Annotated in this window: 13 protein-coding genes; 3 read left to right on the top strand and 10 right to left on the bottom strand. The window is 39.0% G+C overall.

Features of this window, described 5'->3' with window-relative positions:
• The first annotated feature begins 419 nt into the window (after window positions 1-419).
• Together IPP86_17530 and IPP86_17535 are read left to right on the top strand one after the other, a co-directional pair.
• Window positions 420-1688, top strand: a complete 1269-nt coding sequence (locus tag IPP86_17530; GenBank protein MBL0140302.1) for a hypothetical protein — start codon at window positions 420-422, stop codon at window positions 1686-1688.
• A 679-nt stretch (window positions 1689-2367) separates the two neighbouring features.
• Entirely contained in the window at window positions 2368-3198 is an 831-nt protein-coding gene (locus IPP86_17535) for a T9SS type A sorting domain-containing protein (GenBank protein MBL0140303.1), read from the top strand.
• Window positions 3199-3371: 173 nt separating this feature from the next.
• On the opposite strand, the gene IPP86_17540 is transcribed toward IPP86_17535, so the two are convergent.
• Window positions 3372-3719: a four helix bundle protein gene (locus tag IPP86_17540; GenBank protein ID MBL0140304.1), complete on the bottom strand. Its 348-nt coding sequence runs from the start codon at window positions 3717-3719 to the stop codon at window positions 3372-3374.
• Between the two features lie 545 nt (window positions 3720-4264).
• Entirely contained in the window at window positions 4265-4570 is a 306-nt protein-coding gene (locus IPP86_17545) for a T9SS type A sorting domain-containing protein (protein MBL0140305.1), read from the bottom strand.
• A gap of 267 nt (window positions 4571-4837) precedes the next feature.
• Here IPP86_17545 and IPP86_17550 point away from each other — a divergent pair, with 267 nt between their 5' ends.
• Complete coding sequence (locus IPP86_17550) at window positions 4838-5113, top strand: T9SS type A sorting domain-containing protein (protein MBL0140306.1); 276 nt, start codon at window positions 4838-4840, stop codon at window positions 5111-5113.
• An 87-nt stretch (window positions 5114-5200) separates the two neighbouring features.
• Here IPP86_17550 and IPP86_17555 read toward each other — a convergent pair whose 3' ends face one another.
• From IPP86_17555 to IPP86_17590, 8 genes are all read right to left on the bottom strand, one after another.
• Window positions 5201-6100, bottom strand: coding sequence for a T9SS type A sorting domain-containing protein (locus tag IPP86_17555; protein MBL0140307.1), 900 nt, complete (start codon window positions 6098-6100; stop codon window positions 5201-5203).
• 277 nt (window positions 6101-6377) lie between these two features.
• Complete coding sequence (locus IPP86_17560) at window positions 6378-7841, bottom strand: LamG domain-containing protein (GenBank protein ID MBL0140308.1); 1464 nt, start codon at window positions 7839-7841, stop codon at window positions 6378-6380.
• Window positions 7762-8766, bottom strand: a complete 1005-nt coding sequence (locus IPP86_17565) for a galactose oxidase (GenBank protein ID MBL0140309.1) — start codon at window positions 8764-8766, stop codon at window positions 7762-7764. The genes IPP86_17560 and IPP86_17565 overlap by 80 nt, the downstream gene beginning before the upstream one ends.
• Window positions 8767-9066: 300 nt before the next feature.
• A complete protein-coding gene (locus IPP86_17570) occupies window positions 9067-9237 on the bottom strand; it encodes a hypothetical protein (protein ID MBL0140310.1) in 171 nt (56 codons plus the stop codon).
• A gap of 61 nt (window positions 9238-9298) precedes the next feature.
• A complete protein-coding gene (locus IPP86_17575; GenBank protein MBL0140311.1) occupies window positions 9299-11458 on the bottom strand; it encodes a T9SS type A sorting domain-containing protein in 2160 nt (719 codons plus the stop codon).
• Window positions 11459-11563: 105 nt separating this feature from the next.
• Complete coding sequence (locus IPP86_17580) at window positions 11564-12100, bottom strand: hypothetical protein (protein ID MBL0140312.1); 537 nt, start codon at window positions 12098-12100, stop codon at window positions 11564-11566.
• A 51-nt stretch (window positions 12101-12151) separates the two neighbouring features.
• The gene (locus IPP86_17585; GenBank protein MBL0140313.1) at window positions 12152-12637 is read right to left on the bottom strand and encodes a hypothetical protein; all 486 of its coding nucleotides are present in this window, start codon (window positions 12635-12637) and stop codon (window positions 12152-12154) included.
• Window positions 12615-13889 carry a hypothetical protein gene (locus tag IPP86_17590; GenBank protein MBL0140314.1) on the bottom strand — a complete coding sequence of 425 codons (1275 nt, stop codon included), beginning with the start codon at window positions 13887-13889 and terminating at the stop codon, window positions 12615-12617. Before IPP86_17590 ends, IPP86_17585 begins: the two co-directional genes overlap by 23 nt.
• Window positions 13890-13923: the final 34 nt, after the last annotated feature.

Genomic DNA, 13923 nt, shown 5'->3' on the forward strand with positions numbered 1-13923 from the left:
GCGGACTTGGCCCGTTATTAAGACAAAGACCTTAGAAATTTAATCATTTTATTCATTTCAGCAGCATACTGTTTACAACCTTATCTTGAATTCCTATTGTGGTTTAAATTATTAGCAACATAAGAACCTCCCTCTGACGCACAGGCTTTTGTTAAAGACCGGGCCCGGCGGATTCTGCATGGGAAGGTAAATTGTTTAGATAATGGATTTGATGATTTCGCGTTTGCGCTAAAACGATGTGGATTTTTAATTATTCAAACACGTTCAAAACATTTCTTTCGCATGTTCGAAATCATAGAAAATATGATTAAATTAGTACCTTAATGCTCAAAGGATATAAAATAAAGATTTCATGAATGATAATTTTCCAAATGATTTTAGTGAATCAATGATCCTAATTTTAATAAGATAAAATCGACATGAAGCAATTTTTACTTTTCATTTTCTTTCTCATTCTTTTCTCCGACTTCAGCTCTGCCCTTACTCCGGACTCCCTCGTTTACGTGTACTGCAACGAATTGGACAATCGGCTGCCCACACCGAATTGGAATGGGACTACACGACACATTGAACGTTATGACTCACTTAGACTTCTGCAATATTACACCAATGCATCCGGTGATTATCCTGCAGCAAATTTTATAGCAGATGACAGTGTTATTCATATATATAATAACCTTGGTCAGGTTATCAATTCGATTTCATATAACAGTGCAAGTGGATCAATGACTCCAATATGTAAATCTACTTACGCATACGATTCCGCAGGAAACCGAACTTTTAATCAACTTGAAATGTGGAATGTCATTAATGCTGTATGGGATTCAAATGTTTACACTTTGTCTCATTATTCAATGCAGGGTGTAGTTGATTCCATTTATACCAGATCCGGACATAACACTTCTTCGCAGAGTATACAAATGGATTCAATAGCACATCAGGAGGTTTCAATAACATGGATATTGAATGGAAGTAATTGGAATCCTGTGGAGAGAAAAATAATGAGATGGGATTCGAATTGGTACTACATAGGTGAAAGCAGCGAAAATTGGGCAGGTGCATGGGTTGATCATAGCCGGCACGTAGTGATCCGCGACACTTTGGAAAGAGTGATTGATGAGTATTATGAGATTTGGGATAATACATCAGGAAGCTGGGTAGGGACTGACACAAGAAGGGTAACAACATATGATGTCGCCTTTCAAAGTGACAGCGTTAAAAGCTATTGGTGGCAGATGGGAAGTGGTTGGTATGTATGGAATTTAGCTTTAGTTGTTCGTGATTCTTCAAACAGAACCCTCAGTCGCAATTCTCTTAATCTTCAGGACTCTTCAACCACACACCAATATTACTCCTATAATGCGTATGGAGATTATATTATCAATAGTTATTCCGGTAACGGTAATTCAAGTTATACATACAATGAATATGATAATCTGGGACATATTATATTTTCCAGATCTCACCGCAATTCCGCGGGATCAGCAGGATTTATGAATGAATGCTATTATTATCGCTTCCTTTCAGATTCCACAGTTATCGATATTTCAGATACAATTTATTCCTGCGCCGGCGCTCCTGTTCAGCCGAGAGCGCTGGTGGTTTATCAAAAGAACCATTGCGTTATTCATGGTCACCAACTACCGGACTCTCTTCCGATACAGTTTTGGCTCCGGAATTTTCAGTGAGTTCAAATAGAAATTACATACTCACAATCACAGATTCACTGGGAAATATTTTCACGAGGAATGTTGCAGTCATCGTAAGACCATTGCCAGTTCCGTCTCCAATTGATACAACTGAATTAACCGGACATTGTTATCCTGATACCATACTGATTACAACAACGGCACAACAGGGATACACTTATATTTGGTACCTAAGTTCCGGATCTCAATATATGGTCAATACAGACACTTTGTATTTTTCCATGAACGGCGCGACTAAAAGTTTCTTATATAGCATGACCGATTCATTCGGATGTTATGCATATTCAGATACTGTGACTGTTTCAATGATTGCGAGTCCTTATGCCGGAATACAACCAGCTGTTTTAGAATATTGCCTGGGCGACACCTTACAATTGTATGGAAACCATTTTCAAGGACATTATGCCTATCAATGGAAGATAAATGGAATCGATTCTGCCGGCGCGAATACTGACAATCTATTCATTACTCAAAATGGTTTGTATTCTTTCTACCTGACGGATTCTTTGACAGGTTGTGATGCGATGGCTGCTTACACTGCCCAATTTTCTCCGCAACCTCCGGCAGTAAGTCTGATGGCAAGTCCGCTTCAGATCTTGTGTCCCGGTGATACTTTGTATCTCATTTCTGTCAATACAAACCCCAACTGGCAATATACATGGTCATACAATTCGAACATCATTCCCGGAGCTGTTTCAGATTCCCTTGCAGTAACTTTCCTGCAACCTATACTCTTGAAATTGTTGATGGAAATTGTCCAGCTGTACCAGGCACAAAAATAATCTCCAGAGATAATTTTAATATTAGCGTAACACCCAACGGCTCCATTTCTGTTTGCGATCAGGACACTTTGATTCTGAATGCCGGCGTCGCCAGTACTTATCAATGGTCAACCGGTGACACTACATCATTTACGATGATTACTTCAACCGGATCGGTTGCTGTGCTTGCAATTGATTCTCTCGGATGCAGTGATGTTTCAGATACGATTGATATCAGTTTTTTTCCTCCAACGACTCCTCCATTTCTTAACTATCAATCACCTATTTTAACTTCTTCTTATAGTGGAACACAAGAATGGTATCTTGATGGTATTTTAATTCCGGGAGCAACAGGGGATACAATTACTCCTCTCAGTTCAGGCGATTACACAGTGTCGTATTCTGATTCCAATGGATGTTTGGTTGTTTCTCAGCCGTATACTTTGGTGCTTGTGGGATTGAATAATGTTAAGGAAGATTACGCTGTTCGCATTTTCCCAAATCCAGTAAGAGATCATTCTGTAATTGAATGTAAAGGGAATGAAAATATAATTGGATTTATTTTGTACGATGCCCAGATGAGAAAGGTAAAAGAATTCAAAAAGGAACAATCCACAATCACAATTGACAGGGATAAATTAGTTTCCGGAACTTATTTTGGAAGAGTTGAATTAGAGTCTGCCTCCGGAATATCAGTTCAATGGCTAAAAGTAGTTTTCGGGGATTGATTCCCCGCTGGGCCTGGTCTTTAAAGAAAGCTTTTGCGCCGGCAGACTTACAAAAAAAAGTGGAAATGGAAGTGGAAGAGTAAGTGGAAGTTTCAGGTTTCAAGTACTTCAAACTTAAAACTTCCACTTACTCTTACTCTTCCACTAACACTTCCACTTATCATCCTGAGCTTTTACCTCAAACTTTTTTCCAATCCAAACAACATTTTGGTCATCTCAAATGCAAATGAATAAATTTCGGAATAGACTTCTTCAGACAAGAAATTGAGCGTTTTCAGCTGATCAAGAATGGCTACACATTCGAAGGTTGAACCAATTGCAATTACATAAAAACGTCGTCGATCTGCTCTGGCAGTTCTTCCAGTTCCCTCAGCTATGTTTAAAGGAATACTAAACGCAGCCCTCTTAAGTTGTTCCCGATATTCCCTATCAATATTTTTATTTGCTAAAAGCAAAGAATAAATTTTCGAATTGAAGACTGTCGCTTTTTTGTAAACAAGTAATTTTTCAAAATCGAACATCGTGTGGTTTTAATTTCAAAACACCGATAAAAAGTTGGGAAGTAAAAACTGTGTTTGATGGTGAATAAAAAAAACTTAATAGGTACTGAAAAAAAATAAAGGCGGAAAATATAGTGGAAGTTTTATATTCTTGAAACATGCACTTACACTTACACATCTACTAACTTTTCTACTCCAAATGAAGGGTTAAAAAATAGTGGAAGTGGAAGTGTAAGTCTTAAGTTTTAAGTACTTGAAACTTAAAACTTACACTTACACATCCACTAACTCTCCCAGATCAAATCGTGGCACAAAAAAAAAGTGGAAGGGTAAGTGGAAGTTTTAGGTTTCAAGGATTTTGAAACTTGCACTTCCACATACACTTCCACTCCAATGTAGCCCCTTCTGGGCAGATTCCGAACTCTTTAGTGCATAAAATTGCGAATTTGAGTGTTTTTCAGCCCTAATAGAACTCAATCAACATCTAAAAATATTTTTTTTCATTTTCGGGAATGAACTAGATTCAGCTTTAAAATTTCTCAATCAATCAAATGCCAGAGTCTCGTTTATTGAGCTACAAAAAACTTTATCACTTCGCTAGTTTTCGAATTTCGAAGGCAAGCAAAATAGACCCCTCCTGATAAATTTTCTGCACTAATTTTCATACTCCAGTTGCCGGATGGTAATATTGTTTCATTCAATTTGCTGCCGAATAAATTGTAAATTTCTAACTGGACATCTTGCTTCAATTGAGGGTATGAAATAGTGAACTGTTCACCTCTAACAGGATTGGGATAGATGTGAAAAAGATTGGAGGCAGGAAGAGAAGTAATTGCGTCAATTACCAGACTATCGCATGCGCTGCCAGTCAAGGCTCCCAGTCTATAGTTTGGAAAATTTGGAGGAAAGCCGAGGGGGCAGGGAAGTTCAATAGCGTGTTGAATAACATTACATGCAAGTCCTTGCTGCTCTGTAAGTGGTAAACATGGGAATTATGATTGCTGGATTTTTAAAATTGATCATCAGGGATTTATTGAATGGAAAAACTCCTGTGGTGGTTCTGACAATGAGGGGGCATATTCAATTCAACAAACAATTGATCATGGTTTAAACTCGGTTTTAACACCGGAAAATCGGAAATAAGTGTACCTTCTTCACAACTTATTATTTCGCCAAATCCAATATTATCTAGTATTAAATTAAATCTCATTCATCCCGATGACATAAACATTAGCTTATTTGATGTACAAGGACGCCTACTCAGAATATTTAGCTGCGGAAGGTTAGATTTTGGAATAAATAAAATTAATTTGGACAGAAATGATCTATTACTTTTAAGTAATGGTATATATATACTTCATGTTCAAGGAAAATTTACAAATATCTCATCCAAAATTTTATTAATGAAAAACTAGAGTATGATCATTCAATAGTATTAACATGTAATAGCTACTACTTCACCTGACAGACAGGGATGTAGTAGCTATTACATCTATGGTGTATCAATAGCTCAGTACAATTCGTACCACGTCCTGCTTTTCATTGCGAATAACCCGAATGAGGTATGTACCAGGAGCCAGACCTTGATCAATAAGTGGTAATTCAAGGGTGTACTCACCAGCCGCAACGTATTCGGCATCCAATTTGATTAGGCTCCTTCCGGCTAAGTCCAATAGTTCTAAATGAACTTTGCCTTGTTCAGTCATCGTGAATTTCAGAGTAACGTTTTCTGCAGTTGGATTAGGGTAGACCTGAACTTCATCGACGCCAACCGAAAAAACCTCAGCTTCCCTGCAAGAGATAGATGTGGTCTTTGTTTTTGGATTACTATAACCACATGTATTTCTGGCTTTCACGCTCACCTGTCCTGATCGATTGCCCATTCGTACTGAGATTGATACTGTGCCCTGTCCTGTTAAAATAGAAGCTCCCTGAGGAACTGACCATGTATAGGATGTAGCCCCTTGGACAGGCTGACTACTGTATGCATATATCTGGTTGTGGCATACGCCGCCTGGTCCACTAATTGACGCCGGGGAAGAAGGTACTGTAGAAACCGAGAGGCATCTTGTCGAGGAAGTTCCGCAGCTATTCACAGCTCTCACACTAATCGTACCCCCGGAAGTGCATCCCCCGCCAAACGATACTGTGATTCCAGTACTGCCCTGCCCCGAAGTTATCGAAATGCCCGGACTTGTAGTCCATTGGTATGAGGTTGCGCCGCTTACAGGTAAAATTGAATAGCTTACACCGGTCAAATTACACAAGCCAAAGGTCGGGCCACTAATTGAACCAGGTAGAGATGGGCGATTTAATACCTGAATGGTAACCGATACACAGGATGTTGGACCACAGCCTCCACCTTCTCCCCCGCACATAATAACTGGTTGTTGTACATACATTCACCTGGATACTGGGCCCTGTACCTTGAACAGTTCCCAGCCCGCAGCCTCCCTTTGTACCAACGCCAAACTCCACCGGTGGGCAGTATTCCACCAACCAAGGATAATGTTGTAGAGGTTCCGGAACAGACTGTGATACCGGCGCTGCTGTTCACGGAAGTCGGTGCCTCACAAATCACTGGAGGGATCACATTCACTGTAACCGAAACACAGGCTGTGCTATTGCACACTCCTTCCGCCCTTACAAAATATGTTGTGGTGATTTGCGGAGTTACAATCAGCGATGAACCGGAACCAATTGATGTTCCTCCGCATGAAGTTGTATACCATTTCCAGGAAGCACCAGTTCCAAGAGTACCCCATTTACATTTAAGGTAACAGGTGTTCCGGGGGCTATATTATCGGCACTTGCTCCTGCTGATGAAGCAACCATACTCGGCAAATTGAATGTCAGATTCAAGGTTGCTATACTGTCACATCCTGCAACGTTTGTTGTATGGTAGGGATAGACGCCAGGCTGAGTATAGATTTGTCCATTCCAAGTGTATGCGTCGCATGTGCTTATATCTGTCAAGGAACTGGTGGCCTCATTGACTGTTACAGTTACACTCGCCGTACAGTTATTAATTCCATTACTAGCGGTTACTACATATGTTGTTGTTTGAGTCGGGCTTACGGTAATCACCTGTCCTGAATCGCCCGTCGACCACAAATATGTTAAACCAGAATATAATTGTTTAACTTCTTCCGGAGAAATAGCGCGATTCCAAATCCCAACATCGTCAAGTTTACCATTATAATAATTTGATGGAATGCCATTACTGGTCCAATAACCTTTGCCCATCAACAATGGCAAGTTATTTTGTCCTATCACGGTAGATGTAGGAATTAGCTGACGATTTATTAAATTACCATTTAAATAGGCATAACATGAATCCTTTTGTTTGTCAGTAACAAATACAACATGAAACCATTGGTTGATTGTAAAATTGGATTGCGCAATTCTTGTAACTAACCAACTTGATCCGGCTCCACTCTTGAAACGGTAATCAAGATCAGGAGAATAAATATTCTGCCCAAATATCACTTCAAACCCTGTATTTGAATTTCCAGAAGGGTCAATAGGTAAATTTTGATTGGTTTTACTAAGGATAGCCATGTCATTCCCAATCGGATTGGGAATGACAGGTAGATAAATCCAAAAAGATATGGATTGTTTACTATCGGCAAATTGCCAATTTGCACTATTAAGGACTTCAATATAATTGTTAGAACCATTGAATGAATATGCATTGCCTGGTTGGCCGAATCGATCAGATGTTAAAGAGGCACCATAAACAGTTCCATCGTTCCCATTTCCGCTTTGATCAGTTGCATTTCCACAGAAAGGATACCACGCAAGAAGCCCTTGTCGCAGACTCGAGGGAAGTTCAGACAATTGACAAGCAGACCCTGTGCCTAAACCCGTAGCAATTGCAGTTAACATTACACTGCTTCCCGAACAAATTGATGTATCGTTATTAAGAATTTCAACATTATGCAAATCGAGATACATACTGTCCATTACTGAGCAAGAGCCCTGGTTAACAGAACAGATGTACCATCCAGATTGACCTATGGTTATTGATTGGGATGTCGAACCCGTATTCCAGAGATAGGAGTCATATCCGCTCCCGGCATCCAAAAAAGCTAGCCCCGCAAGCGGTAATCGTATCCTGTGGAAAAGGATTAGGATCGACATTGCAGGATGGACTATACTCCCAACAGTCTTTCTGATTTCCAGAATTATTAACCCCCGTTAAAGCGTAACCTTTACCAGCAATTGAAAATGCTGTAGCATCCCATCTTTCTAATCCGAAACTTGTTTCTTGGGTCCATGCATTTGAGATTGGACTATAAGACCAAAAATCATTAAAGTGCGCTGGGAAGTTAACACCAGTCCCTACATATCCCTTATTCCCAATAGAAAAGCTAAATGTGGACCATCGAGCACCACCCGTAAAATCTGCAATGGGTGTCCATAAATTATTTACTGTATCATACTCCCAAAAATCTACTAACCCAGTACCAGAAGTCTGACCTAAACCAATGTAACCTTTCGTACCAATTGTAAACGAAGCCGCTTCATATCTAGCCATGCCCGCAAAATCAGCTCTCTGTATCCAGGAATCATTTGCCGGGCTGTATTGCCAAAAATCAATTTTCCATGTACCATCATAACCTGTTCCAACATAACCCTTATCTCCAATAGCAAATCCAACTGCTGAATGCCTGGCGGAAGCCGGAAAACTAGATACTTGAATCCATGAATTTGAATTTGGGTCATACTCATAGAAATCATTGAAGTAAACCGGACCGTTTAAACTTACGCCCGTACCAACATACCCTTTATTGCCGATCGAGAATGCTACAGCCGCGTGGCGAGCGCCACCTCCAAAATCAGCTTTCTGGGACCACACATTTGATGCTGGATCATACTCCCAAAAGTCAGCATATTCTAAAGTTGTTATGCTATTTCTGCCGGTCCCAACATATCCTTTAGTATCTATAGAAAAACTAACAACATCACATCTGTTTGATCCTCCAAAGTCAGCCTTTTGGATCCATGTTCCTTGTGCGAATAAAAAATTAAATGCACAAGCGCAAAAGTATACAGCAGAAAACATAAATATCTTTTCATAATTCTATATTTTATACAAGTTTGTAGTAAATTTATAATATGTTTCTCTATTGTCACAGATCTTACTCACGATAAACTCTATAAAACAGCTGCGATTTCGCAGAGTCCATCTTAAACATTTCTTTCGTTTATGATATATATCACCTGAATTGATTGCTGCGAATTAAGTCCAAGGCTCGAAAAACAAGAAATGTTATTTTACTAAACTGATGTTAATTCCATTGGCGCAGATAAACATGCCCAATTAATTCGGAGTAGGTTTTATAGCAAACTCACTAATTTGAATTTATTCCTTCTTTGCCCATACACCAAGATACCCGTTGCTTCCAATTGAAAAGCCTGCAGAACCTGTTCGAACACCTCCACCATAGTCGGCTTTTTGAACCCAAGTATTTTGTGCTGCAACTTGACTGGAAATAAACAATGTCACCAATAAAATCCTAATTACAATTTTCATGTGTTTAAATTTTTGATATTTCATGTTATATAAAAAATACTGTCTCCTACAGTTTATCATTCTATAACCCCACAACCACTCTCTCATAAAACCGACGATTTTCAATTTGAATGATTGCTATATACACTCCCCTTGCAAGGCCTGCAACGAATATCGTTGTACTTTTGGCAATCAATTTCTCTTTTAAAACTTCTTTTCCGGTTATATCCAAAAATATTATTTCTGACCCCACGTGACCTGCAGGAATGTTGATGCTAACAAAATCAGAAGTCGGATTGGGATAGATTATTATATCAGCTTCAAGAATTTCATTTTGAAGATTTGTAGTTGCATAATAATAGGATGCGGAAAATCCTGTACACCCAATTGAATCGTAAGTAACCACCACATAATTCCCGGTCTGATTTGGAATAATAAATGGCGATGCACCTGAACTGTAAAGTGCCCCATCCAAATACCATTCATAATGGTCAGCAACCGACAAAGTGAATAATGTATCTCCTGAAAGTTGAATTTCCGGCCCGGAAATATGAATGAGTTCCGATTGAACGGTGCAGACCCCTCCTTGGAAGTAGTCTGATGAATAGTTGCCAGTAACTTCAACAGAATAATCTCCGGGTTGACTCACTTCCAGGACAGATAAATTTGCATTGGGTATTATCTGACCATTCTCGTACCATTGATAACTTACATTCCCAGAATTTTGAACGGATAAACTAATAGGTCCGGAACAAGTCGAAGAATCAACATCTATCCTGGTCGAAAAAACAGGTGAGACATGGTACAGAATTGTATCCATATTGCCGGCATTGTCTTGTGCAAAAACGGTGTAAGTCATGCTATCATTCACTTCTATCACAGGATTAGTGATTGTATCCGAGGACAAACCAGTTGAGGGGTACCAATGAATTTGATAGGGAGCACAACCTCCCGCTATAATTAGATTAGGTTGATATACAGATCCCGGACAAACAGGTGGATCAATATCCCATCTGGGAACAAAAATTCCAATATCGGAGGAATTATAATAAGAATATTCTACATAGGTATTTGTTTCTGCAGTCGTGATCCACATTTGTTCATGGTAACGAATTAATAACCCTGCAGAATCATAAGTATTCTGAAAATTGTTTCCACAAGGGTTGGTACAACCCCCGGTTTGCTCCATATCTATTAGTCGATTTTCCGCATCATATGTATAGATTGTAATGTACGGACGATAAATTCCGGACCACAATGAATCACCATTAAAAAGATCCAAAGAATATAGACCTTCGGATGATATCATCAGTTTATATTCACCGTTTAAAAGATCATAATCATAACTATAAATATATGCCTCAGTATTATAGAAAGTCACGGTGTCGATGGATGTATAGGTGAATGAATGCCAATAAACTGTTGCATCCAAAGAATCAAGATCATAGTACAAGGTATCTACAGCACCAACACCATCTACGATCACAGGAATTAATCTGACAATGCGGGCACTCCAGTTCCCCTCCTGCAGTTGATATGGAACCAGAGAGACAACTTGCCAATTAGCTGCCAGAGTGTCCCAATAACTGAGCTCCAGCGAGGTTCTTGTAGAACCTGTATAAGTGAAGACAAACATTGAATCGCTCAACCATGATGAACCATTTCCATGGTAAAATATTTTTGAATAGGGCTGATCATTTAGATAAACTGTTTCTGTTTTCAGATCATTTGTCCACATCCCCAAAACATTAAAATAAGAGTTGTATTCAATAAGCTGGTCATTCACATCGTACAGATAGGTCTTTATAGAAAGAGAATCCCATACAGCACCGTTCCAGACTCTCTCATACTCACCTGTAAGTTTATCCGTCAATGAATATGTAAACGTAACTGATCGTTTATTCATCCAACCAGACACGGAACCCTCGCTTACAAGAATCTCCTGAATTAATCCTGTTGTCGTATAAATTGTATCCGACTTATTCCAGAATCCATTTCCACAACTAAGAGAAGACCAGGGCATCCCATTTTGTCCACAATAGGAACTCATTCCGGAATCCTTATCAAATATATTTATACCCAGACTATAGCTTCTCGTATTATTGAAATAGTCCAGGGTATATCCGGAGGAAATAATTGTTGAATCATTTCCACAAGAAATCGGAGACCGAAAGGAATTCTCCTTACCAAAACAAAACAACAAATTTGATACTGCGAAAAATGTTAGTATAAAATGTCTCATCAAAATAATTGTTAAAATAAGTTACCATCCAATTCTTCAAAATCAAATTTATAAATATTCCATTTCAAATGCACCGGATAAATGCATTAATTTATCGCATGTTTGTTAAGACGACCAATTTTCCTCAATTTTCCAGAAACAATCTCCAAAATCTTCTCTAAATTTCTTAATTAACTTAAAGTATTCATCTTTGTCGAGAGAGGTCCATCTGCGAGATTTTAACTTTAATTCTGGATATTTAGAATCCAGGTTTTGCAAAAGAATTCTGTCTATTGGCGGATGAGCGATCTTACTGAGTTTACTTTTACCTCTTTCAGGAATAACAATAGCTGTTTTAATATAAATTGCAACAATTTTAGCAGCCCTACCATAACTGGCATCAATTCCTTGTTTTTTAAAAACCGAAATCAATTTATCACACGTTTTCTCATGAAATTTATCAAACTGCTCGGGGGAATTAATAACTTTTCTGAAAAAAAAATTTTGGAGCTCTGTTTGTTCGATGGCTTTTCGAATATTTTCAGTGGTAGTAAAATTCCTTTGAACAGCTCGGGCTGCAGTCCATACCGCAAATCGGTGAACGTGTTCCGCGAAAGAGTAATTATCTTCAGATTTCTTTGTATTCACTCCTACCTGTTTCATATAAGATATTTAAAACGTGTGGTGCTATTTCATTAAATATTTCAAAAACACTCAAACCACATCCAGCTTCTCTTCCTTTGCTCTTTCAGCATATGCAACCGGACTGAGATTAATCATGAGTTTGGCTTTATAGGTTTCCAGCTCCTGTTCACTAAAATTCTGCAATAGGTATTTAACCAAATCTTCCTGATTGGGTTGTCCTAAGGACATTCTGTAAACCATCAGCGTTTTTAATAAGCGCTCCAAATGAAATCCATCCTTGGAAAATGGGTAAAGTGGCACCGTTCTTTCCAATGGGTATTTCACAAGTGGAACATGCCAATAGGGAACTAATTGACACTTATCTCCTCTTAACATATGATCGTTTTCTGCCATAGCAAAAAGCATAGCCCATGGAGATTTATCAATTGATCCGGTTTTCAATTGCCCTTTATACCTTTCGAAAAGATTCAATCGCAAAGCAAAATGCTTGTAGCGATTGATCCGCCCTTCTCTTTGCTCAAGGTCAATCGCATTATCGGGTAATGACCAGTGCATCAATTCCCCGACAGTATTTGTGAAAATCGAGCCCTTCCTGTCCGATGGAAGTAGTTGCAAGAATGAAAGGCCGAAAAGGCGAATTAAATGCATCCTGGACCGATTGCTTACGCTTATTGGTATCTTCAGTCTCTTGCTGATCAATGAAAGCAATCGCGTAATGTATGCGAAGTGCTTCTCGTTGAATAAGTCCACGTGAATTTAACAGATCAGCATCCAGAGTGGAAGTTCGGATTGAAAGTACTGATGCAAGAGTTTCAACTATTTTAATAATAACCGGGTCCTTCTCTTCCTCCTCTTTTAAAATCACTTCACCGTCTGTCTGCATATAGAAATATTCGTCCAAAACAGCTCTCAAACATCCATTCATATTATAATTGATAACCGCCAGCCAATAGTCGGATTTCGCAATCGAATTGGTTAGATCAATAATTGAAATCGCCTCCGGTGAATTAAAATAGGAACGGGATGCATTTGCAAAATAAACACTGGAAGTAAATAATAAGGGAAACACAAAATTATCCGATAGCTCTGCGCCAATTGTAACATTGCTTAACAAAGTTTGCAACATTACACAGGCACTTCCCCCTAATGCAATTGAAGCCAGGGTAGATTCCAGATTTAACGGCATCGAACCCAAACCCAATTCCACTGCCAAGCCTGATGGACCGGAGTGATCAATTACCTTCATCCATTTATACAGCTGGTTCAGGTTCTTATTCATTTCCCAGCTATCAATATCATAATCCGAATCCTCGGAGCAAATCGCTTTTAATTTTAAAGGATGGTATTTATAATCCAGAAATAACAATGCAAAAAGATACCACCTTGCATCCGTTGCTATTGCAGGACGCTGAATAAATGATTCCATTCCCTGCAGTTCTGCTTTAATCATTGATCCAATGTTGCTCCTCACTGACTCAAGACTTTGCTCCGGATCTAGTTTCAGGTTTGAATTTACCAAATCAGCCAGATACCAGGATGGGTAACAATAACTCAATAAAGAATAAGAAGAATCATCATTCTTAAATACAAGACGAGGTCGTGGCAACCGCGTTTGTTTTGTTATCTCCTCAGCATCCGACTGATCAGTCCCTTCCTCTACCGAATTATCATTTGCAAAATACTGACGGACCTGACTTGAAGGAGCTATTTTAATTGCTTCCGGATTTCCGGTGGTAAAACATTCTGCGGCATAAGATGCAATTGTTGAAATAGCACGAGGCTCAACTGCAAACTTTCCAAATATCATTGTCTTCGAAAAACCCTCCTTGCCTTGAAAAGGT

This window comes from Bacteroidota bacterium (assembly GCA_016720935.1).
GTDB lineage: Bacteria > Bacteroidota > Bacteroidia > AKYH767-A > 2013-40CM-41-45 > JADKJP01.